The 21941-nt window shown below is 59.0% G+C and carries 24 protein-coding genes; 19 read left to right on the top strand and 5 right to left on the bottom strand.

What is annotated here, in order from left to right; translation table 11 throughout:
- The first annotated feature begins 12 nt into the window (after positions 1–12).
- Complete coding sequence (locus ACR0AD_RS15460; protein WP_267364127.1) at positions 13–480, top strand: hypothetical protein; 468 nt, start codon at positions 13–15, stop codon at positions 478–480.
- Between the two features lie 22 nt (positions 481–502).
- On the opposite strand, the gene ACR0AD_RS15455 is transcribed toward ACR0AD_RS15460, so the two are convergent.
- The 4 genes from ACR0AD_RS15455 to fsa form a co-directional block, all read right to left on the bottom strand.
- On the bottom strand, positions 503–1198 hold the full coding sequence (locus ACR0AD_RS15455) for a CDP-alcohol phosphatidyltransferase family protein (RefSeq protein WP_480483981.1): 696 nt from the start codon (positions 1196–1198) through the stop codon (positions 503–505).
- Between the two features lie 69 nt (positions 1199–1267).
- Entirely contained in the window at positions 1268–2188 is a 921-nt protein-coding gene (locus tag ACR0AD_RS15450; RefSeq protein ID WP_480483980.1) for a tyrosine recombinase XerC, read from the bottom strand.
- A complete protein-coding gene (locus tag ACR0AD_RS15445) occupies positions 2185–2892 on the bottom strand; it encodes a DUF484 family protein (protein WP_480483979.1) in 708 nt (235 codons plus the stop codon). The genes ACR0AD_RS15450 and ACR0AD_RS15445 overlap by 4 nt, the downstream gene beginning before the upstream one ends.
- Before the next feature lie 197 nt (positions 2893–3089).
- Positions 3090–3743: a fructose-6-phosphate aldolase gene (gene fsa / locus ACR0AD_RS15440; RefSeq protein ID WP_209505487.1), complete on the bottom strand. Its 654-nt coding sequence runs from the start codon at positions 3741–3743 to the stop codon at positions 3090–3092.
- Between the two features lie 88 nt (positions 3744–3831).
- Between fsa and ACR0AD_RS15435 the strand changes: the two genes are divergently transcribed.
- From ACR0AD_RS15435 to ACR0AD_RS15420, 4 genes are all read left to right on the top strand, one after another.
- Positions 3832–6027: a primosomal protein N' gene (locus ACR0AD_RS15435; RefSeq protein ID WP_480488208.1), complete on the top strand. Its 2196-nt coding sequence runs from the start codon at positions 3832–3834 to the stop codon at positions 6025–6027.
- 79 nt (positions 6028–6106) lie between these two features.
- A complete protein-coding gene (locus ACR0AD_RS15430) occupies positions 6107–7339 on the top strand; it encodes an MFS transporter (protein ID WP_480488206.1) in 1233 nt (410 codons plus the stop codon).
- 66 nt (positions 7340–7405) lie between these two features.
- Complete coding sequence (locus ACR0AD_RS15425) at positions 7406–8284, top strand: 50S ribosomal protein L11 methyltransferase (protein WP_480488204.1); 879 nt, start codon at positions 7406–7408, stop codon at positions 8282–8284.
- A gap of 89 nt (positions 8285–8373) precedes the next feature.
- Positions 8374–8730, top strand: a complete 357-nt coding sequence (locus ACR0AD_RS15420; protein WP_267364115.1) for a hypothetical protein — start codon at positions 8374–8376, stop codon at positions 8728–8730.
- Positions 8731–8835: 105 nt separating this feature from the next.
- Here ACR0AD_RS15420 and ACR0AD_RS15415 read toward each other — a convergent pair whose 3' ends face one another.
- Positions 8836–9051 carry a DUF1127 domain-containing protein gene (locus ACR0AD_RS15415; protein WP_267364114.1) on the bottom strand — a complete coding sequence of 72 codons (216 nt, stop codon included), beginning with the start codon at positions 9049–9051 and terminating at the stop codon, positions 8836–8838.
- Between the two features lie 333 nt (positions 9052–9384).
- Here ACR0AD_RS15415 and ruvC point away from each other — a divergent pair, with 333 nt between their 5' ends.
- The 14 genes from ruvC to ACR0AD_RS15345 all read left to right on the top strand — a co-directional run bounded on the left by ruvC (position 9385) and on the right by ACR0AD_RS15345 (position 21709).
- Positions 9385–9882: a crossover junction endodeoxyribonuclease RuvC gene (gene ruvC / locus ACR0AD_RS15410; RefSeq protein ID WP_209598197.1), complete on the top strand. Its 498-nt coding sequence runs from the start codon at positions 9385–9387 to the stop codon at positions 9880–9882.
- Positions 9879–10556 (top strand): Holliday junction branch migration protein RuvA, encoded by a 678-nt coding sequence (gene ruvA / locus ACR0AD_RS15405; RefSeq protein ID WP_480488202.1) that lies wholly within the window; start codon positions 9879–9881, stop codon positions 10554–10556. Before ruvC ends, ruvA begins: the two co-directional genes overlap by 4 nt.
- 4 nt (positions 10557–10560) lie before the next feature.
- On the top strand, positions 10561–11580 hold the full coding sequence (gene ruvB / locus ACR0AD_RS15400; RefSeq protein WP_209505511.1) for a Holliday junction branch migration DNA helicase RuvB: 1020 nt from the start codon (positions 10561–10563) through the stop codon (positions 11578–11580).
- A 64-nt stretch (positions 11581–11644) separates the two neighbouring features.
- Complete coding sequence (locus ACR0AD_RS15395; RefSeq protein ID WP_480488200.1) at positions 11645–12268, top strand: hypothetical protein; 624 nt, start codon at positions 11645–11647, stop codon at positions 12266–12268.
- Complete coding sequence (gene ybgC, locus ACR0AD_RS15390) at positions 12265–12648, top strand: tol-pal system-associated acyl-CoA thioesterase (RefSeq protein ID WP_480483971.1); 384 nt, start codon at positions 12265–12267, stop codon at positions 12646–12648. Before ACR0AD_RS15395 ends, ybgC begins: the two co-directional genes overlap by 4 nt.
- A gap of 109 nt (positions 12649–12757) precedes the next feature.
- On the top strand, positions 12758–13453 hold the full coding sequence (gene tolQ, locus ACR0AD_RS15385; protein ID WP_209505518.1) for a protein TolQ: 696 nt from the start codon (positions 12758–12760) through the stop codon (positions 13451–13453).
- A gap of 2 nt (positions 13454–13455) precedes the next feature.
- Complete coding sequence (gene tolR / locus ACR0AD_RS15380; RefSeq protein WP_480483970.1) at positions 13456–13932, top strand: protein TolR; 477 nt, start codon at positions 13456–13458, stop codon at positions 13930–13932.
- A gap of 9 nt (positions 13933–13941) precedes the next feature.
- A complete protein-coding gene (locus ACR0AD_RS15375; protein WP_480488199.1) occupies positions 13942–15045 on the top strand; it encodes an energy transducer TonB in 1104 nt (367 codons plus the stop codon).
- Entirely contained in the window at positions 15042–16361 is a 1320-nt protein-coding gene (gene tolB / locus ACR0AD_RS15370) for a Tol-Pal system beta propeller repeat protein TolB (RefSeq protein ID WP_480488197.1), read from the top strand. The genes ACR0AD_RS15375 and tolB overlap by 4 nt, the downstream gene beginning before the upstream one ends.
- A gap of 72 nt (positions 16362–16433) precedes the next feature.
- Positions 16434–16943 carry a peptidoglycan-associated lipoprotein Pal gene (pal, locus tag ACR0AD_RS15365; RefSeq protein WP_267364104.1) on the top strand — a complete coding sequence of 170 codons (510 nt, stop codon included), beginning with the start codon at positions 16434–16436 and terminating at the stop codon, positions 16941–16943.
- A gap of 4 nt (positions 16944–16947) precedes the next feature.
- Positions 16948–17772, top strand: a complete 825-nt coding sequence (ybgF, locus tag ACR0AD_RS15360; RefSeq protein WP_480488343.1) for a tol-pal system protein YbgF — start codon at positions 16948–16950, stop codon at positions 17770–17772.
- Positions 17763–19022, top strand: coding sequence for a tRNA lysidine(34) synthetase TilS (tilS, locus tag ACR0AD_RS15355; protein WP_480488195.1), 1260 nt, complete (start codon positions 17763–17765; stop codon positions 19020–19022). The genes ybgF and tilS overlap by 10 nt, the downstream gene beginning before the upstream one ends.
- A 75-nt stretch (positions 19023–19097) precedes the next feature.
- A complete protein-coding gene (gene ftsH / locus ACR0AD_RS15350; protein ID WP_267367030.1) occupies positions 19098–21014 on the top strand; it encodes an ATP-dependent zinc metalloprotease FtsH in 1917 nt (638 codons plus the stop codon).
- Between the two features lie 98 nt (positions 21015–21112).
- Positions 21113–21709 (top strand): MOSC domain-containing protein, encoded by a 597-nt coding sequence (locus tag ACR0AD_RS15345; RefSeq protein WP_480484072.1) that lies wholly within the window; start codon positions 21113–21115, stop codon positions 21707–21709.
- Positions 21710–21941: the final 232 nt, after the last annotated feature.

Raw genomic sequence — 21941 nt, 5'->3', positions numbered from 1 at the left:
GGATCGCATTGAATGAGCACCGAAAAAGATCGCGCAGCCCAGAAGAAGGCCATTATCGACCGGTTGATGTCGCTTGAGGCAGAGGAGCTTGCAACGGCGCAGGCCCATTACGACGCATTTCTGAAGGATGCCCAACTGGATGACCGGGAAGGCCACGACAAGGATGACATAGCCGCATCGCGCGAAAATGCCGATCTGGCAGCTGCATTTGACGCGCCTGTTCATGCGCATCATGCCAAAATCGATGTGATTGAGAATACCGATTTTGGTCTGACAGATACAGTCAGGCCGGGATCGGTGATCAGGTTCAACAACCGCAGCTTTGTCGTCTGCGTTTCGACGACCCGGTTCGAGGTGGGTGGAGATACATATATGGGGATCTCGACACAAAGCCCGATCTACCTAGCCATGGCGGGCCTGCAAGCAGGCGACGTCTTTACCCATAACGGTACTGAATTTGAGGTTCAGGACGTTCTTTAAATCCGGTCCGGCAGCGCTCGTGTCAGGTACGGCGCTGCGGAACAACCTGTTGTGCGATACCCGCAAATGTCAGGTACAGGCTGGCGATGACCAGACCCCAGTGGGCCCAGCTTTCGGGATGAAAATCGACCCATGCGGCCCAGCCCGCAAAAAACGTCCAGGCAAGGGCGACCGGCAAGGTCAGACTGCGCCAACGCTCGGTGCGCACGGGGTGAACGAATTTCAAAGGTAGAAACATCGCAAGCGACAGCAGCGTGACCAGCAGCAGGATGATCCAGAAATTGGGCTCCAGTGCGAAGATCACGACAACGAACATGTTCCAGCATCCGGGAAAGCCGGAAAAGGAATTGTCCTTTGTTTTCATCCGGGTGTCCGCGAAATACATCGCGCTGGCAAAGGTGATGACGATGATTGCGAACCAGCCGGTCCATCCATCCATCAATCCGGATTTGAACAGCGCAAAGGCTGGGATGAACACATAGGTCAGATAATCGATGATCAGATCCAGCAAGACGCCGTCAAACTCGGGTGCGTTTTTCTTGACGTGATAGTGCCGCGCCAACGGGCCGTCGATGCCATCGACAATGAAGGATACAACCAGCCAAAGGTACATGAGGCTCCATTTCTCTTCCACGGCGGCCAGCATGGCCAGCATTGCGAAAACAGCACCAGTGGCAGTGAAGAGATGTACGGCAAGAGCTTTGAATCTGAGTGTCATGCTAGGGTCATGACCGATGCACGCCAGAGATGCAAACCAAAAGCCCGAGGTTCCTGTTCGATGTGTCGGTCACGCCTTTGGATGCGCACGGTTGTAGACCTCCATCAGCCGTGCGGTATCCACGGCGGTATAGGTCTGTGTGGTTGACAATGAGGCGTGCCCCAACAGTTCCTGAATGGCCCGCAGATCTCCTCCGGCGGACAGCAGATGGGTGGCAAAGCTGTGTCGCATGGCATGAGGCGTGGCAGTTGAAGGCAGCCCCAGTTGCATTCGTGCCTTGGTCATGACGCCCTGAATCGCGCGCGGGTTCAGCGGACCGCCACGGGCACCCCGGAACAGGGCGGCGTTCTTCGCTTGCGGGTGGGGGCAAAGCTGAAGATACCGGTCAACCGCGTCTCGGGCAGCTGGAAGAACCGGAACGATCCGTTCCTTGTCGCCCTTCCCGACAATGCGCAATGTCTCGGGCAGGGGCGCGTCTGCACCGGTCAGGGACAAGGCCTCGGATATCCGCAGGCCGCATCCATAGAGCAGCGTGACAACCGCAACATCACGGGCCGCGACCCAGTCGGACACAGATTGCAGCTCGACCGTGTCAATCATGGCGAGCGCGGCGTCTTCGGCCAGAGGGCGGGGCAGTTTCTTGGTGAATTTGGGCGCGCGGGTCGACAGAACGGCGGTGGGTTCAAATCCCTCTCGCTCGGCCAGCCAACGATAGAAGCTTTTGACGGCGGACAGTTTGCGCGCAAGGGATCGCGCGCCGATATCCCCGCTGCGCTGATCTGCCATCCAGGCGCGCATGTCCGAGACGGTGATCCGTTCCAGCGCCTTCAACCCTTGTCGTTCCCCTTGATGAAGGGTCATGAAAGACAAAAACTCGGTGACATCGCCGCGATAGGCGGTCTGGGTGTTCTGGGACCGCCCCGCCAGCGCGCCCAGAGTGTCCAGCCAGTGCTGGAGCGCGTCGCGGCAAGCAGGTGAGATAAGGTTCATGACAGCCAGTGGCGCATCGAGCGTTCGAATACGCCGGAAAAGAAGGTGAGAAGATCGGTGCCGAGTTGCGGTGTGAAATGCCGCGGATCACGGGCCCCCATGACGATCATGCCCGGCAGGCGACCCGGACCGAGGTCCAGCTTCAGGCAGGCTTCCGAGCGCAACTGATCCGCCAGCGCGCCGAAAACACGTCGGTTCGGCTGATGAGTTTCGCGCAAGGTCACGTCGCGGACAGGGCCGCCGCGACCATTGGTCAGGTATTGGTTGATGAAGCCGGGCTCTGCGATCGTCAGAACGCCTCCAAGCCTGTCGATGGCAGGATCGTTCTGAGCCACGGTGGTTTCCAGAACCAGCGTGATATGGTCAACCCGCAGGATATTTGCGACATCGGCGCCAAGGGCACGCAGGAAATCCTCGAATTCGACGGGTTCCAGCAAGCGCAAAATCGCGCGGTGTACCTGATTGGTGCCTGCAAGGTTTTCATAGGCCGCAGCGATGACCGAGCGGTGGGTATCTTCCAACCGGTCCAGCCGCGCCTCGAGCCGCTGCATGGCAATGCCGCGCAGATCGATCACATTATCACCCCGGGCGCGTTCGTTCGCGGCCACAAGGGCTTGCATCAGGTCCTTGTCGTCCAGAACGACGTCGGGCTCGGCCAGAATTGCCGCGCGGAGATTATCCTCGAGTTTGGGATTGCTGCTCATGTCCTGTCCGGTCTTTTTTTGTTGGGCGGGTTATAGCATGCCGAACCGGATTTGCCTTGGGAAAAATGCACGCAAGAGTGGATTTCCCCGGATGCTGTGGCGGATAGGCTCCCGCCTGCCACGCCTGATCACAGATCAGGCTTTGGGCCGTTGGGCCGGGCGCGGCGCCTGATAGCGCCGCGCGGTTGCACACCAGATCAGAGGATTTTCTGACCGGTTTTGGCCCAGTCTGCCAGAAAGGTTTCCAGACCTTTGTCGGTCAGCGGGTGATCGGCCAGTTTCTTGATTACGGCTGGCGGCGCGGTGATGACGTCCGCACCAATGCGGGCACTTTCGGTGACGTGGTTCACGGTGCGGATCGAAGCAGCCAGAATTTCGGTTTCGAATCCGTAATTGTCATAGACCTGACGGATGTCGGCGATCAGATCCATGCCATCCAGGTTGATATCGTCCAGACGGCCGATGAAGGGCGAAATGAAGGTCGCACCTGCTTTTGCAGCCAGAATCGCCTGATTGGTCGAAAAGCACAGGGTGACGTTGACCATCTGCCCTTCGTCGCTGAGCGTCTTGCAGGTTTTCAGACCGGCCCATGTCAACGGAACCTTCACGGCGATATTCGGGGCAATCTTGGCCAGCTTGCGGCCTTCGGCGATCATGTCGTCAGCTTCGGTGGCGACAACTTCGGCGGAAACGGGACCGTCGACCAGATCGCAGATCTCCTTTGTCACTTCCAGAATGTCGCGGCCCGATTTCAGGATCAGCGAGGGGTTGGTGGTCACGCCGTCCACCATGCCCAGATCGTTCAGTTCAGCAATGGCGTCGATCTCGGCAGTGTCTACGAAGAATTTCATGAGGGCAGTCCTTTGATGGGTTGGCCTTGGTCGCGGATGGCTTTACCTCAAAGAGAGCCATGCTGGAACCCCCTGCAAAGGATATGCTGTGAGCGCTAACGGATTTTTCGACGAGGGAGAGCTGATTGCGGTGCTGACAACGCAACCGCTGGACCGGACGTTGGATTACAAAGCGCCGGAAGGAGGATGCTTTCTGGGTGCGTTTGTCGAGGTGCCACTTGGTCCGCGCAAGGTGTTGGGGGTTGTCTGGGGGCCGGGGCAGGGTGGATTCGATCTGAACAAGGCGCGGTCGGTGATCCGTGTGCTTGAAGTTGCGCCCATGCGCGAGGAAATGCGGGCATTCCTCGGCAAGGTTGCCGACTACACCCTGACGCCGATGCCCGCGATGCTGCGACTGGCAACCCGCGCGCCGGGGCTGGGTGACCCACCGTCCATGCGCAAGATCTATCGTTTGGGAACCACCTTGCCAGACCGGATGACCGACGCCAGAACCCGTGTACTTGAGGTGTTGCGCGACTATGGCGGGCTGGCATTTACGTTAAAGGAACTGGCGGAACAGGCCGGAGTAACTTCGTCCGTTGTCAAAGGCTTGGTCAAGCAAGGCGCGGTTCGTGAAGAAGACAGCCCGCGCGACCTGCCGTATCCGCATCTTGATCCCGATTTGCCGGGAAAGGACCTGACCGAAGATCAGGCAAGTGCGGTTGCGCAGCTTCGGGCCGGGCAACGGACGGGGAATTACGGCACAACGCTGCTGAAAGGCGTGACGGGTTCCGGCAAGACCGAAGTCTATCTGGAGGCCGTGGCCGAAGCGCTGCGCATGGGGCGGCAGGCACTTGTCCTTTTGCCGGAAATTGCGCTAACCGCAGAATTCCTGACACGGGTTGAGGCGCGGTTTGGCGCGCGCCCTGCCGAGTGGCATTCGGGCGCGACCATGACTGAACGCAGGCGAGTCTGGCGGATGGTCGGGCAGGGGGAAGCTCAACTGGTTGTTGGCGCGCGGTCAGCCCTGTTTCTGCCATTTCGCGATCTGGGGCTGGTCGTGGTGGATGAGGAACACGACACCTCATACAAACAGGAAGACGGGGTGCATTACAGCGCGCGCGACATGGCGGTCCTGCGGTCTGCCATCTGCGGTGCGCGGGTGATTCTGGCCAGTGCAACCCCGTCGCTGGAAAGCTGGGCGAATGCTGAGGCAGGTAAATATGATCGGGTCGACCTGACTTCGCGTTTCGGCGCGGCGGTGTTGCCCGAGATGAAGCCCATCGACATGCGGGCCGAACAGATGCAGGCCGGAACGTGGATATCTCCGACTTTGCGGCAGGCGGTGCAGCAGCGGATCGAGAAAGGCGAGCAGTCGCTTTTGTTCATAAACCGCCGTGGCTATGCTCCGGTAACCCTGTGCCGCGCCTGCGGGGAACAGATCGCCTGTGATCATTGCGACGCGCGCATGGTGGAACACAGGTTCCTGAAGCGCCTGATGTGCCACCAATGCGGTGAGACCAAGCCGATGCCCGAGGTCTGCCCTTTTTGCGGGGTCGAGGGCAAGCTGGCCCCGGTGGGGCCGGGCATTGAGCGTTTGGCCGAAGAGGCCGAAGCAACCTTCCCCGAGGCCAGGATTGCCATGCTGAGTTCTGATCTGTTCGGCTCAGCCCGGGCACTGAAGGCCAAGATCGAAGAAATTGCGGCAGGGGACGCAGATATCGTCATCGGAACGCAATTGGTGGCCAAGGGGCACAACTTTCCCAAGCTGACATTGGTGGGGGTGATCGACGCGGATCTCAGTCTGCATGGCGCAGACCTGAGGGCCGCTGAACGAACATTTCAGCTGATGCGACAGGTTGCGGGGCGTGCTGGTCGGGCTGAAAAACCGGGGCAGGCGCTGTTACAGACTTTCCAGCCGGAACACCCGGTGATCCGGGCGATTCTGTCGGGTGACGAAGAGGGCTTTTGGAAGGCCGAGGCCGCCGGTCGGCAAGCGGCCGGTGTGCCGCCTTATGGACGTATGGCGGGGATCGTGTTGTCGGGCCCCGAGGTCGGACCGGTCTTTGACATTGGCAACGCCATGGCGCGCAACGACAGCCCATTGCGCCAGATTGGCGCGCAGGTGTTTGGCCCCGCCCCAGCGCCGATTGCCCGTATTCGCGGACGTCACCGTGTCCGCCTGCTGGTCAAGGCACCTAAAGGCGCACCAATCCAGGACGCCATCGCTCGTTGGATCGCCCCGCTGCGCCTGAAAGGCGATATCCGCCTGACCGTCGATATCGATCCACAAAGCTTTTACTGACTATTGCATTAACGCAGGGCCATTGTGCGCCGGTCGCTTCCCCCTCGCCAAAGTCGGGAAATGGGCGTAGAGGATTCTCATGCTGAAACCCATGCCCCTTGCCGAGGCGCAGAGCCTTCCGTTCTGGCGTCGTCCTGTCACGCTTCTGTTCGTGATGGCCTTGACCATGCCCATCGCGTTTAATGCATGGAGCGCGCTGTTGAACAACTTCGTCATTGAGGCAGCGAATTTCGACGGGGCCGATATCGGCCTGCTACACACGGTGCGCGAGATTCCGGGCTTTCTGGCGGTCGGCGTGATTGCCGTCATCATTTTCATTCGCGAGCAGGTGCTGGCCATGATCTCGCTGATGATGCTTGGGGTCGCAACGGCTTTGACGGCCTGGTTCCCAAGCCTTGGCGGATTGTTGTTCGTGACCTTGTTCAGTTCAATCGGGTTTCACTACTATGAGACTGTGAACCAGTCGCTTCAGCTGCAATGGCTTCCCAAGGATCGCGCACCGCAGGTATTGGGGTGGCTGGTCGCTATGGGCTCGGCAGCAACGATGGTGGTGTACGGGCTGATCGTTCTGACCTGGGAGCGGTTCGATCTGTCCTACAACTTTGTCTTCATGGCTGCTGGCGGTGCAACAGCTTTGCTGGCCCTGTTTTGCCTGTTCGCCTTCCCACAATTCGATGCCCCCACGCCGCAAACCAAGAAACTGATCCTGCGCCGTCGATACTGGCTGTATTACGCTCTGCAATTCATGGCGGGTGCGCGGCGACAGATCTTTGTCGTGTTTGCCGGGTTCATGATGGTCGAGAAGTTCGGCTTTGAAGTGCATGAGCTGACCAGCCTGTATCTGATCAACCTGATGATCAACATGATGGTTGCTCCGTTGCTGGGTAAAGCAGTGGCCAGGTTTGGCGAACGGCGCACGTTGATCTTTGAATATACCGGTCTGGCAATCGTGTTCGCAGCCTATGGTGGCATCTACTGGTTTGGCTGGGGCGTGCTGTTGGCGGCGACACTCTATGTCATCGACCATGTGCTGTTCGCGCTGGCGCTTGCACTGAAAACCTATTTTCAGAAAATCGCCGATCCGGCGGATATTGCGCCAACTGCCGCAGTAGCGTTCACGATCAACCATATCGCCGCGGTTTTCTTGCCCGCGTTGCTGGGTTTGCTCTGGGTCGTGTCGCCAGGTGCCGTGTTTGGCCTTGCGGCGGCGATGGCGGTCGTTTCTCTGCTGTTGTCCCTGCTGGTTCCGCGCCACCCGGAACCGGGCAATGAGACCGTCCTGAGCAAATACGCGCCAGCCCCGGCGGAATAGGCCGCAAAGCTTGACGTTGGCTGCGCACCGTCCTACGCGCAGTGCCAACTGACACAGGAGTTCCGGATGCCCACATTCACTGCGCTGACCACGCTGACAGGTAAGAAAGCCGCCGAAGGTCTGGGCGAAGCGATGGAGCGTCTGGAGCCCGAACCAACCGGCGTCGGTGTGTTCGAGGTCGAAGACGGTTCGGGCCTGTGGGAAGTGGGCGGGTACTTTACCGAAGCCCCTGACGAGACCGCATTGGCCGTTCTGGCAGTTGCTTTTGAAGCCAAACCTTTTGTTGTGTCGGAAGTGCCTGAAACGGATTGGGTGGCCCATGTTCGGCGAGAGCTTGCCCCGGTTGAGGCGGGCCGCTTTTTTGTCTATGGCAGCCACGATGCCGACAAGCTGCCCGACGGTCGCATTCCACTGCTGATCGAGGCGGCAATGGCCTTTGGTACCGGACATCACGGTACCACGCTGGGATGTTTGAAAGCTCTGGACCGGTTGTTGGATGAAGGGTTCAGTGCCTCAAAAGTAGCGGATATCGGTTGCGGCACGGCCGTTCTGGCCATGGCGGCAGCCCGGGTATGGGATGGCGATTTCATTGCCAGCGATATCGACGAGGTGGCCGTTGAAGTGGCCGAAGCCAACCTGAAGGCAAACGGTATGTCCGGCGCGGTTCAGTGTGTTGAAGCCGCAGGTTTCGATCATCCCGACCTCAAGGCGCACGCACCCTACGATCTGATTTTTGCCAATATCCTCAAAGGGCCTTTGGTAGCTTTATCACCCGAAATGGCAGCGAATCTCCGCCCAGGTGGGCACGCGATCCTGTCGGGAATCCTCAACGAACAGGCCGATGACGTGGTTTCCGTTTATTCACAAAACGGGTTCAATCAGACCTGTAGGGCCGAGATTGGTGAGTGGACGACCCTAATTTTAACCAAACAGGGCGTGAATTAGGCCATTTGCAGGAGTTTTATAGGTTTTTGCCACGTTTTTGTCGCAATCTCTTTTTACCGTTTTCTGAATGAAGTCGAGGGGGGCGGTTTTTGGAGGCTGCCATGACGGGTAAACAACTGGAGTTCAATCAGCGCGTAAGTCGCCTGAACAAGAAACACCAAAAGATGAGCCGTGGCTATCGCGCGACGATGCGCAAGGATGGCCTGGTGGTGATGAGGCCGCAGCGGGTGAGCTCGGCGGTGCCAGCAAAGGTGCTGCTGCTTACGCTTGTGGGTTTCTTCGCCTTCAAAGCATTTCTTTTGTCCCACCTTGGCCCGACCGGCTATCAATATCGGATCGACAGCCTGAACGAAGGTACGCCAGTCGAAAAAGCCGGTGCCTGGGTGATGCAAATCGACCCTGTGTCGCAAGCCCTCGCCGCTCAGCTGAACAAAGTTTTCTACTAATCCGCTCCCTCGGATTAAAAAACACCGCGTACCCTTATGGTGCGCGGTGTTTTTGTGTGCCCCTCAAGGGAGGAGGAAGGGGCAAATAAGTATAGTGGCCGGTTCTTAGCGGCGACCTTCGGCGATGGAGTCGATGTCACCACGGCACAGGCCGATATCGTCCAGTTCGCGGTCTGTCAGACCGGTCAGCGCGTTGCGGGTTACGCGGGCGTCATTCCATTCAACTGCGGCGTTAACGGCCGATACGAAAAATGCGCCGATACGGCCAACAAGGCCGAACGAGCCAGTGGTAGCGACGCGGGTTGTGTCCAGTGCAGCCATATCCTGTTTCCTTCTGGTTAGTGTTCACATTGCATTTCTGCGATCTGCGGGGCATCTAGTGCTGTCATTTCGTTCGCACAAGTTCAGTTTTTGCATGTGTCCTATGCGTTTTCCGCAAGGCTTCACGAAGCTGTAATCCCCTTTAACAATTGGTGAAAAAGCCTTTGGGAAAGTGTCGAATTCAGACTTCACGGGGTCGCAAAACGCGCCCGAAGTCGCGCCTGAGACACGCGTGTCGTTTTCAGCCCTGGGGTCAATTCGCTTGGAAAATGTTCACGCTTCGTGCTAGGCGTTGAAAAAAGATCACACAACCCGAGCAGGCCGAGGCAAAATATGCGAATTCTGGGCATCGATCCGGGGCTTAGAACCCTGGGATGGGGCGTCATCGAATCAAATGGCAGCCGCCTGAGCCATGTGGCCAACGGGTTGTGCAAATCGGATGGGGACGATCTGGGCGAGCGGCTGCTGTCGCTGCACAATCAGATTGTCGAAGTGATTGCGGATCACAGACCCGATCAGGCTGCTATCGAACAGACATTCGTGAACAAGGATGGGGCCGGAACCCTCAAATTGGGGCAGGCACGTGGTGTGGCGTTGCTGACGCTGGCACAGGCCGGTCTGCCGGTGGGGGAATATGCCCCCAACCGGGTGAAAAAGACCGTGGTGGGTGTGGGTCATGCCGAGAAAGAGCAGGTTTTGCATATGGTCAAACTGCAATTGCCGGGCTGTTTGCCGAAAGGGGCCGACGCGGCGGATGCACTGGCGATTGCGATCTGCCATGCCTATTACGGGAAAACGCAACAGGCGCGTGTGAAAGAGGTGCGGGCATGATCGGCAAACTGACAGGGCGGCTGGATTACCGCGCGGTGGATCATGTGCTGATCGATGTTCGGGGCGTCGGCTATCTTGTCTATTGTTCCGACCGGACCTTGGCGGCATTGCCGGGGGCGGGTGAGGCGGTCTCGATCTACACTGACATGGTCGTCCGCGAAGACCTTATGCAGCTTTACGGGTTTCTGTCGCTTGTCGAGAAAGAGTGGCATCGCCTGCTGTGCTCGGTCCAGGGGGTCGGCGCGAAGGTGTCGCTGGCGATCCTGAGTGCACTGGGGCCCGACGGTGTCAGCCGCGCAATTGCCCTCGGGGACTGGGGCGCGGTCAAGGCGGCCAAGGGCGTCGGGCCAAAAACCGCCCAGCGGATCGTGTTGGACCTCAAGGATAAGGCACCTGGCGTGATGGCCATGGGCGGCACGATTGCTCAGGCGATGGACGGGCCGGAACTCGAGGTTGTTGAACCGAATGACACTACGCCCGCGCCGAGACGTGTTTCGAAACCGCCATCGGGTGCAGCGGCCGCGTCTGCCGGGGCGTTGTCGGCGTTGGCCAACCTTGGATATGGGCCGTCCGAGGCGGCAGGTGCCGTGGCTGAAGCGGCTGCCAGTCAGCCGGATGCGGACGAGGCTGATCTGATCCGCGCGGCCCTCAGGCTGTTGGCTCCGAAAGGGTAAGTGAATGGTTGAAGCTGATCCCACCCTGCGCCCGGAACCCCTGCCGGAAGACAATGACCGCGCTTTGCGTCCTCAGGGGCTGGATGAATTCATTGGTCAGGCTGAGGCGCGCGCTAACTTGCGCATCTTTATCCAGTCTGCCCGGCAACGCGGCGAGGCGATGGACCACACCTTGTTTCACGGACCTCCGGGGTTGGGTAAGACGACCCTCGCGCAGATCATGGCGCGTGAGTTGGGGGTGAACTTTCGCATGACCTCGGGCCCGGTTCTGGCCAAGGCGGGGGATCTGGCGGCGATCCTGACCAATCTTGAATCGCGGGACGTGTTGTTCATCGACGAGATTCACAGGCTCAACCCGGCGGTGGAAGAAGTGCTGTACCCGGCGATGGAAGATTTCGAGCTGGATCTTGTTATAGGTGAAGGTCCTGCTGCGCGCACCGTTCGGATCGAATTGCAGCCATTCACGCTGGTGGGGGCCACCACGCGGATGGGTCTGCTGACAACGCCCTTGCGTGACCGGTTTGGTATCCCGACCCGGCTTCAGTTCTACACGGTCGATGAATTGCACGAAATCGTCACCCGGAACGCGCGGAAACTGGGCGCGCCCGCGGATAACGATGGTGCGCGCGAAATCGCACGCCGGTCGCGCGGAACGCCGCGTATCGCCGGGCGATTGCTGAGACGCGTTGTGGATTTCGCCATTGTCGAAGGGGACGGGCGGATCACACGGGACCTGGCCGATGGTGCCTTGACCCGTCTGGGCGTCGATAATTTGGGCCTTGATGGTGCGGACCGGCGTTATCTGAAGCTGATTGCCGAAAACTATGCAGGTGGCCCGGTGGGGATTGAAACCCTGTCTGCCGCGCTGTCCGAAAGCCGCGACTCGCTTGAGGAAGTGATTGAGCCCTATTTGCTGCAACAGGGGCTGATCCAACGTACTCCGCGTGGGCGGATGTTGGCGCAGAAGGCGTGGACGCATCTTGGGATGGCCGCGCCCAAGCGGCAAAGCGATCTGTTCGGTTGAAGCCAGCGCGCTTAGATTTTAAGCCTTTCGGCGAGAGTATTTTTGAAAAGATGAAGGGCTGGCGGTGACACCGGAAGAAATTGAAGCGCTGTTCACACGCGAAAGCGGCGAGTTTCTGTTTGCGCGTTGGGGGCGGCCAATTGTTCCGATCGTTTTCGGCGTCGAAGACGAGACGCTGGCCACCGTAAAGGGGGCTTTTGAGGCGGTTGTCGCGCTGGCTGGTCACCAAATGGCCGAGACGGACCCTGAGCTTGGCGCGAACTGCATGGTTTTCTTTTTCCGGGACTGGCAGGAACTGCTGGAGGTACCGGACCTTGATCGATTGATCCCGGATCTGGAACCTTTGGTCGCGCGTCTGGTCGCGGCAGATGCAAACCAGTACCGCGTTTTCCGATTCGAAGAAGATGGCGCGATCCGTGCGGCGTTTGTGTTTCTGCGCATGGACAAGGAATTGTGCAAGGTTCCGGCGGAAACCCTTGCGCTCAATCAGGTCGTGCAGACCATCTTGCTCTGGTCGGACACTGCATTTCGCAATCAATCTCCACTGGCAATCGCAGGTGAGGCCACGATCCTGCGTCCCGACATCGCGTCCTTGATCCGGGCGGCCTATGATCCGGTTTTGCCACGGGCGGCACAGGATGCCTCGCATGCGTTAAGGCTGTTTGCCCGACTGGAGGCGTTGCAATGAAACACACCTACCCCATCCGCGTGTATTATGAAGACACCGACATGGGTGGGGTTGTCTATCACGCGAACTACCTGCGCTATATCGAGCGCGCGCGCTCGGACTGGGTGCGTAATCTGGGCAATGACCAAAACGCCATGCGGGAGGAGGGCATTGTTTGGGTCGTGCGGCGGGTCGAGGCCGAGTATCTGGGGCCTGCAAGGTTTGATGATGAATTGATCGTCGAAACCGAGGTCACCGAAATCTCGGGCGTGCGTCTGACTATGGCGCAGCTTGTTCGCCGCGGTGAGACCGAAATATTTCGTGCATCTGTCACGGCCGTTTGCATCAATAAAGCGGGCAAACCGATCCGATTGCCGGCAGAGATTCGCGCATTGATGTAACAATTTGCGGACCATGGGTGGTTCTGTTGGCTTTTCATGACCAACTGAGATAGCGTTTGGCAAAATAAGGCCAAACGAACGGCCATCAGGCAAAACAAAGAGCAGGTTCATGGAAGCTGAAACGCTGGCGCTGGCGCAGGAGATCGACTTCTCCATGTGGGGGCTGTTTGCCCGCGCGACCTTTATCGTCAAACTGGTGATGCTGGTACTTACCGGCGCATCCATCTGGTCCTGGGGGATCATCATTCAGAAGCTGATCAACTATCGCGCGGCCCGACGCGAGGCGCAGGTTTTTGATGAAAGCTTCTGGTCGGGCAACCCGTTGGATGAGTTGTTCGAGCAGATCGGAACGCAGCCGGATGGCAGCTCGGAAAAGATCTTTGCGTCAGGCATGATCGAGTGGCGCAGGTCACATCGCAATGATGGCGGGCTGATTGCCGGGGCAACCGCGCGGATCGACCGGTCGATGGATGTCGCCATCGCGAAAGAGGCGGAAACCCTGCAAAAAGGTCTTCCCATTCTGGCAACTGTCGGCTCCACGGCTCCGTTTATCGGGCTGTTTGGCACCGTTTGGGGCATCATGAATGCATTCATCGAGATTGCCGAACAGCAAAACACCAACCTTGCCGTTGTGGCCCCCGGTATTGCCGAGGCGTTGATGGCGACAGGGTTGGGCCTTTTGGCGGCGATCCCGGCGGTGATTTTCTATAACAAACTCAGCGCCGATAGTGACCGGATCGTTGGCGGCTATGAAGCCTTTGCGGATGAATTCGCAACCATTCTGTCGCGCCAGTTGGACAGCTGACGATGGGCGCTGCGATCCAGCAATCTTCGAACGGCAATGGGCGCAGGCGTGGTCGGCGTCGCGGTCGCGCGCAGCCGATGGCCGAGATCAATGTGACACCTTTCGTGGATGTCATGCTGGTGTTGCTGATCATCTTCATGGTGGCCGCGCCATTGCTGACGGTTGGTGTTCCGGTCGATCTGCCCAAGACCGCAGCCAGTGCGCTGCCCGGCGACAATGAAGAGCCTTTGACCGTGACCCTGACCGCTGACGGACGCGTGCAGATCCAGACCACCGACGTGTTGCGCGAAGAATTGATTGGCAAGCTGCGTGCCATTGCGGCAGAGCGGAGCAGTGACCGGGTTTTCCTGCGGGCCGATGGCGCAATCCCTTACGCACAGGTGATGCAGGTCATGGGTGCGCTGAACGCGGGCGGGTTTTCCAACGTTGGCCTTGTGACCGATACCGGCGGGCCGACGCTGGATGAAGGTGGAGAGTGAGGTCGCACGGTGGATACCGGCACCAAGATTTCAGCGATTGCGCATGTCAGCCTGATCGGATGGGCGATATTCGGCGGCACCTTCCGGTCCGAACCGTTGCCGATGGCTGTGCAGGATGTCTCTGTGATCACGGCTGAACAATTCGCGGCCATGACGGCCCAGCGGGATGCGCCGGAACTCCCCGAAGTGCCGACCGCGTTGCAGCAGCCGCCCGAGCCGGAGGCTGTGACCAAGCCGCCGGAACCCGAGAGTGACGAACAGCCCCGCCCTGAACCTGTTGCACCGGCTGAACCGGAACCAGAGCCAGAGCCCATCATCGTGGAAGCGCCGCCAGAACCCGAGGTTCCTGACGAGCCTCCGGTTCTGACGGAACCTCAGATCGAGCCTGTTGCACAGCCTGCGCCGCCCGGTCCGGAGGCACAGCCGCGCCCATCAGACCGCGTCGCGCCTGAGGCAATAGCTCCGCCACCGCCCGAGGCAAAGCCTGATGATTTTGAAACGCCTCCGGTATCCCTGGATGAAGGCGCAGAGGTTCAACAGGAACAGCAGGATCAGACCGCGCCGCAAGAGGCAGCCCCGGAGATTGTGACCGAAGCCGAGGAAACCAAGGACCAGTCGCCCCTGACATCTCCGCGACCGCGCGTGCGCCCAAACCGGCCAAGCCCGCCGCCGGAACCCGCTGTGGCCAAAACGCCTGAGGCGACCCCGGAACCTGAGAAACAAACCGATGAAACGGCAATCAACGACGCCCTGGCCGAAGCCTTGGGCAGCGGGTCCGAACCTTCTGGCCCACCGCTGACCAGCGGAGAGAAAGACGCGATGCGACTGGCTGTCTCTGGATGTTGGAATGTGGGTTCCTTGTCCACGGATGCGCTGAACACTGTGGTTGTTGTCGCGTTTTCACTGAACCGTGATGGTACGGTCGTCGGTGGCAGTGTTCGGATGCTGGACAGCTCTGGTGGCTCGGCGGGAGCCGTTAAACAGGCCTACGAGGCTGCGCGACGTGCTATTTTGCGCTGCGGGGCCAAAGGATATGATTTGCCTGCTGACAAATACGAACATTGGCAGGATGTTGAGATTACATTTAACCCCGAGAGGATGCGGATCAAATGATGAAGCTTCTGACCAGCCTCTTTGTCGGCCTGACACTGATGTCTGCGCCGGTTTATGCACAGAACGGGCCTTTGCGCCTGGAACTGGATGAGGGGATTATCGAACCCTTGCCCTTTGCCGTTCCGAATTTTGTGCCGGACGGCCCGGCCGCAGCTCAGTTCGCGCAGGATATATCGCGCGTGGTGGCGGCTGACCTGACCGGGACCGGGTTGTTCCGCGAAATCTCCTCGGATGCGTTCATCAGCCGGGTCAGCAGCTTCGAAGCTCCGGTTCAGTTTGCGGATTGGAAGGCGATCAACGCTGACGCGCTGGTCACGGGCGCTGTCAATGTGTCAGGTCAGAAACTGACGGTCCGGTTCCGGGTGTGGGATGTGTTTTCGGGCCAGGAACTGGGCAATGGCCTTCAACTGGCAGGTACCACAGACGGGTGGCGGCGCATGGCGCACAAGGTGGCCGATCAGGTCTATAGCCGGATCACAGGTGAAGGCGGTTATTTTGACAGCCGCGTTGCCTTTGTTTCGGAAAGCGGGCCGAAGGACCAGCGCCTGAAGCGTTTGGCGATCATGGATTACGATGGCGCGAATGTGCAGTACATGACCGACAGCGCCGCAATCGTTCTGGCGCCCCGGTTCTCACCCACCGGTGACCGGCTGCTTTATACCAGTTATGAAAGCGGCAGCCCGCGCATTTACGTGACTGAAGTCGGGCGCCCCAAACCGCGGGAACTGAAGACGCAGGACGGGACGATGAGCTTTTCGCCTCGGTTCTCGCCGGATGGCCGGTCGATTGTCTATTCGCTGATTCAGGGCGGCAATACCGATCTGTGGAAGATGGATATCGTTTCGGGTCAAAGCACGCGCCTGACCAACACGCCCGCAATTGAAACTGCCCCCAGCTATTCACCCGACGGCAGCCGGATCGTCTTTGAAAGCGACCGCTCCGGCACGCCGCAATTGTACGTGATGGCAGCAAACGGGGGCGAGGTCACGCGGATCAGCTTTGGCGCAGGCCGCTATGGTACCCCGGTCTGGTCACCGCGCGGCGACCTGATCGCCTTTACCAAGCAGAACCAGGGCCGGTTCCATATCGGCGTGATGCGCATCGACGGGTCAGAAGAACGTTTGCTGACAGCCTCTTTCCTGGATGAAGGCCCCACCTGGTCGCCCAATGGCCGGGTCATCATGTTCACCCGCGAAACGCAGGGGGCCAGTGGTAGGGCATCGCTTTACTCGGTGGATATCTCGGGCAGGAACCTGCGCCCGGTACGTACACCGGACGGCGGCAGCGATCCGTCCTGGGGCCCATTGCAGAATTGATCGCAGCAAAGTTCACAACAAATCGTCCCTGTGGTAGACAGGCGGCAATAAACATAACACGAGGCACCTGAAATGAACGTATTGAGCAAAGTTCTGGCGCTGGGCGCGCTGAGTGTGATCGCCGCCTGCACAAACAATGACCCCTCAGCCTTGGGTGGCGGTGGTGGTAGCGGAGGCATTGGATCCATTGTCCCCGGATCACCGAGTGATCCGCGCTCGCCCGCGTATTTCCAGCAAACAGTCGGGGACCGTGTCCTGTTTGCCGTTGACCAGTCAACCCTTTCGCCCGAGGCGCAAACAGTGCTGCAAGGGCAGGCGGACTGGCTGCTGGCCAATCCGGATTTTGTCGCAACGATCGAAGGCCACGCGGATGAGCAGGGCACGCGGGAATACAACCTTGCGCTGGGCGCACGCCGGGCGAACGCTGCGCGTGAGTACCTGATTTCGCGCGGTGTTGCGGGCAGCCGCCTGAACACCGTGAGCTATGGCAAGGAACGCCCGATCGAGATTTGCAGCACCGAGGAATGTTATTCCAAGAACCGCCGTGCGGTAACGGTTCTGACCGGGTCAACTCTGGGGTAAGATGATGCGCATTGCAGGATGGGTTTTGGCGGCGGTTGTGGCGACGGCTGGTGTAGCACAGGCACAGGATCAACAGACCCTTGCGGACATCCGTCAGGAACTGACGGTGCTACATGTGGAAATTCAGCGTTTGAAACGCGAATTTTCCACTACGGGTTCACCCGCACCTAACCTGTCCGGCAGTTCGGTCCTTGAACGGGTGGATGCCATCGAGGCCGAATTGCAGCGCCTGACCCGCCAGACCGAGCAATTGAACCAGCGGGTGCAGAACATTGTTACCGACGGCACCAACCGCATCGGTGACCTTGAGTTCCGGCTGGTTGAACTGGAAGGCGGCGATTTGTCGACGTTGGGTGAGACCTCGACATTGGGTGGTGACACGGCCACTGTGATAACCGGACCAACAAGTATCGAAACGCCAACGGCGACCGATAATGTTGAACTTGCCATAGGTGAGCGTGCTGATTTTGATGCTGCCTCGCAAGCGTTGGCCGATGGCGATTTCCAGACTGCTGCCACGTTGTTTGCGCAGTTTGAAACAAGCTATCCCGGCAGTCCGCTGGCGCCCGAAGCCAACCTGAAACGCGGTCATGCCCTAGAAGGGATTGGCGACACACGCGAAGCGGCCCGGGCATTTCTGGCCAGCTTCACGGGTGATTCCGAGGGCGCGTTTGCACCCGAGGCGCTGTACGAACTGGGCGCGGCGCTTGGCCGTTTGGGACAGACCGATCAGGCCTGCATCACGCTTAATGAGGTCGGAGTACGCTTTCCTTCTGCGCCAGAGTTTTCGAGCGCCACGCAGGAGATGACCGCGTTGGGATGTACTTGAACCATCACTCCGGCAAACTACTTGCAGACCTGCGCGCCCAGCTACCGGAAACACTTCCGCGCAAGTTGGGGATTGCCGTTTCGGGAGGCGGGGATTCCGTCGCCTTGATGCATCTTTTGCATCAGGTGGCGCAAGATGAGGCCATCACTCTTTTCGTTGCCACGGTCGACCACGGTTTGCGACCCGAATCCGCGTGCGAGGCCGAAACGGTATTTCGGCAGGCGGCTGCGTTGGGGATGTCTCATGATACGCTGCGTTGGCCGGGATGGGACGGTACCGGCAACTTGCAGGACCGGGCACGTCAGGCGCGATATGATTTGTTATCCGAATGGGCGAAGGGCCGCGGAATCGACTCCATTGCGCTGGGCCACACCGCAGATGATCAGGCGGAAACACTGCTGATGCGGTTGGGCCGATCATCCGGGGTCACGGGCCTGTCCGGCATGTCGGCTATTCGGAAACGGCGGGGTCTGACGTTGCTGCGTCCGATGCTGGGGATCACCCGTGAACAGCTGCGCTCCTATCTGACTGAGGCTGGCGTAGCATGGGTGGACGATCCTTCGAATCAGGATGCCCGTTTCGATCGGATCAAGGCGCGCGAAGCTTTGGGTGGGCTGGAACCTTTGGGAATTGATGCGCTTTCATTGTCCCGCGTGGCGGATAATCTGGCGCAGGCAAACACGGCACTTGGCCTCTGTACGCAAGAATCCGCAGGGTCCGTGGCGCAGGTGGATCAAAGTGACGTGAGGGTGAATCGGGCCGGATTTGCCGCGTTGCCCCTTGAGATTCGGCGTCGTGTGCTGCTGGGAATCCTCTCGTGGATTGCCGGGTCGGGTTATCCCCCGCGTCAGGCGGCCGTGGATCAGGCAATGGATGCAGTTGCGAATGGGCAATCGGGGTCAGTGGGCGGTTGTCTGATTGTTCCACAAGGCGGGAGTGTTTGGATTTGCAGGGAATTTAATGCCGTGAAATCTCAGATCGCGGCGCCCAGTGCTGTGTGGGATGGCAAATGGCGGCTCAGCGGACCGGCAATAATGGGCGCAGAAATCCGCGCTTTGGGCGGTGAGGGGTTGCAACAGGTGCCCGAGTGGCGTGCAACCGGGCGTCCCAGGATAGCGTTGACGGCGACGCCTGCGGTTTGGATTGCGGACAGGGTGCTGGCCGCCCCGCTTGCGGGTCTCGCGAATGGCTGGCATGCCAGGCTTGCGTCAGATTGGCCCGAGTTCCACGCATCTTTTTTATCGCATTGAACATACGACAATCCTCTCTATTTTAAGAGGTAACTTGGCAGCGTCTCACCTGCCGGAACTTTTAGGAGAATTTCCTTGGGCAACGCTCGCAATATCGCGTTTTGGGTCGTTTTGTTCCTGCTCATCCTTGCACTGTTCAATCTGTTCAGTGGACCGGGCGGAACGCTTCAGAGCAACGAGAAAACCTATTCCGACTTTGTCGGTGCCGTCCAAAGCGGTGAAGTCAAGAACGTGACCCTGGATGGTGAACAGATTCGCTATACCCTGCAAAGCGGTGCCAGCTATGTCACGATCAAACCCGGCGACGCCGAAGTGACCAAGCTTCTGATCGAAGAAAACATCCCCGTTCAGGCCGTAAAACAACAGCAATCAGGCTTTCAGTCGTTCCTGATCACGCTGCTGCCTTTCCTGCTGCTGATCGGTGTCTGGGTCTATTTCATGAATCGGATGCAAGGCGGCGGCAAAGGTGGCGCGATGGGCTTTGGCAAGTCCAAGGCCAAGATGCTGACCGAAAAGCATGGCCGCGTGACCTTTGACGATGTTGCCGGTATCGACGAGGCCAAGGAAGAGCTGGAAGAGATTGTCGAGTTCCTGCGAAACCCGCAGAAGTTCAGCCGCCTTGGTGGCAAGATCCCCAAGGGCGCGCTGCTGGTTGGCCCTCCGGGTACCGGTAAGACGCTTCTGGCCCGTGCCATTGCGGGTGAGGCGGGTGTGCCGTTCTTCACCATCTCGGGTTCGGATTTTGTCGAAATGTTCGTTGGTGTGGGTGCGTCCCGCGTGCGTGACATGTTCGAGCAGGCGAAAAAGAACGCGCCCTGTATCGTGTTTATCGATGAAATTGACGCTGTGGGTCGTCATCGCGGCGCCGGGTATGGTGGCGGCAACGACGAGCGGGAACAAACGCTCAACCAGTTGCTGGTCGAAATGGACGGGTTTGAGGCCAACGAAGGTGTAATCATTCTGGCGGCGACAAACCGCAAGGATGTTCTGGACCCTGCGCTGCTGCGACCGGGCCGGTTCGACCGTCAGGTCACAGTCGGCAACCCGGACATCAAGGGCCGCGAGAAAATTCTGGGCGTTCACGCACGCAAGACGCCGCTGGGCCCCGATGTCGATCTGCGCATCATCGCGCGCGGTACGCCCGGCTTCTCGGGTGCGGATCTGGCCAACCTCGTGAACGAGGCTGCGTTGATGGCCGCACGCGTGGGTCGTCGCTTTGTCACCATGGAAGATTTTGAAAACGCCAAGGACAAGGTGATGATGGGGGCCGAGCGCCGCTCGATGGTGCTGACGCAGGATCAGAAGGAAAAAACTGCCTATCACGAAGCGGGTCATGCTGTTGTTGGTCTGTCTCTGCCCATGTGCGATCCGGTCTACAAGGCGACCATCATACCGCGCGGGGGTGCGCTGGGTATGGTGGTTTCGCTGCCGGAAATGGATCGCCTGAACTATCACCGGGATGAGTGCGAACAAAAGCTGGCGATGACCATGGCAGGTAAAGCTGCCGAAGTCATCAAGTATGGCGAAGATCACGTGTCGAACGGTCCTGCCGGGGACATCATGCAGGCCAGCCAACTGGCACGCGCCATGGTGATGCGCTGGGGTATGTCGGATAAGGTCGGCAATATCGACTATGCCGAGGCGCATGAGGGATATCAGGGCAATACTGCCGGGTTCTCGGTATCGGCTCATACCAAGGAACTGATTGAAGAAGAGGTAAAGCGTCTGATCCAGCAAGGCTATGAACAGGCGCACAAGATTCTGACCGATCAGAACGAGGAATGGGAACGTCTGGCCCAAGGTTTGCTGGAATACGAAACGCTGACCGGTGACGAAATCAAACGCGTCATGAACGGGGAGTCGCCCGGCGATAGCGATGACCGGAACGACAAGTCGGACGAGGGCAGTGCGCCCAGCGTGACAGCCATCCCCAAGACCAAGGCAAAGAAATCACCACCTGAGGGTGGGATGGAACCTGAACCGACAGCATAACCAGCAAGAACCCGGGCTCTGACCCGGGTTTTTCTCTTTCCATCAGAGCGTTACTGAGCATTATGCGCTGGCAGACACCAATGGGAAGGGAAGCGCGTATGCCGTTTTTGCGGGAAACCGAATTTGCAGCCGAAGTTCTTTGGCTGGGCCTTGTTCCTGCCGGCGGATCGCTTCGTGCCAAGCCCGTTGAGTTGCTGGATCTTGGGTTTGAGGGCGTGAAAGGCGAGCGGCACGAAGGTCTGAACCGTGCGTCCTGTGTTCGGGTCTCGAACCTCTATCCCAAGGGCACTGAAATCCGCAATGTTCGTCAACTGTCGGTGCTGTCCTTGGAAGAGTTGCAGCAGATCGCGCAGAACATGGGGCTGGACCAGCTTGACCCGTCTTATCTGGGCGCATCCATAGTGCTGAAAGGTATTCCGGATTTCTCGCACATTCCGCCGTCCTCGCGTCTTCAGGCGGTCAACGGGCTGACGATCACTGTGGATATGGAAAACGCACCTTGCGTATTGCCCGGTCGCGAAATCGAAGCGGATCATCAGGGGTATGGTGCAGGGTTTAAACCTGCTGCCGTCGGACGCCGGGGTGTCACGGGCTGGGTCGAACGTCCCGGGCGCATTCAACTGGGCGATCACCTCAAGCTCTTTGTTCCGGACCAGCCTGCCTGGAGCCCTGAAAATATGCAGGTTTCCGATTAGTTCCCGATGAAGTGACCTGACGACGCTTCGCGACGCCAGAATGTCGGAATCCATGGCTAATCAGATTGTACACAAGGGTATGGAATGCGTAGCGCCGACGTTAGACGTCGGTTTTGCACGGTATTCAATCAAGGACCCCGGCCAATGAGCTATAAATCCGACATCGAAATTGCGCGTGAAGCGAATAAGAAGCCGATCCAGGAGATCGGCGCGAAGCTTGGAATATCCAGTG

Source organism: Ruegeria sp. BH8 (genome assembly GCF_056538065.1).
The sequence above is the reverse complement of the archived record's forward strand: the minus strand, read 5'-3'. Positions and strand labels throughout refer to the sequence as shown.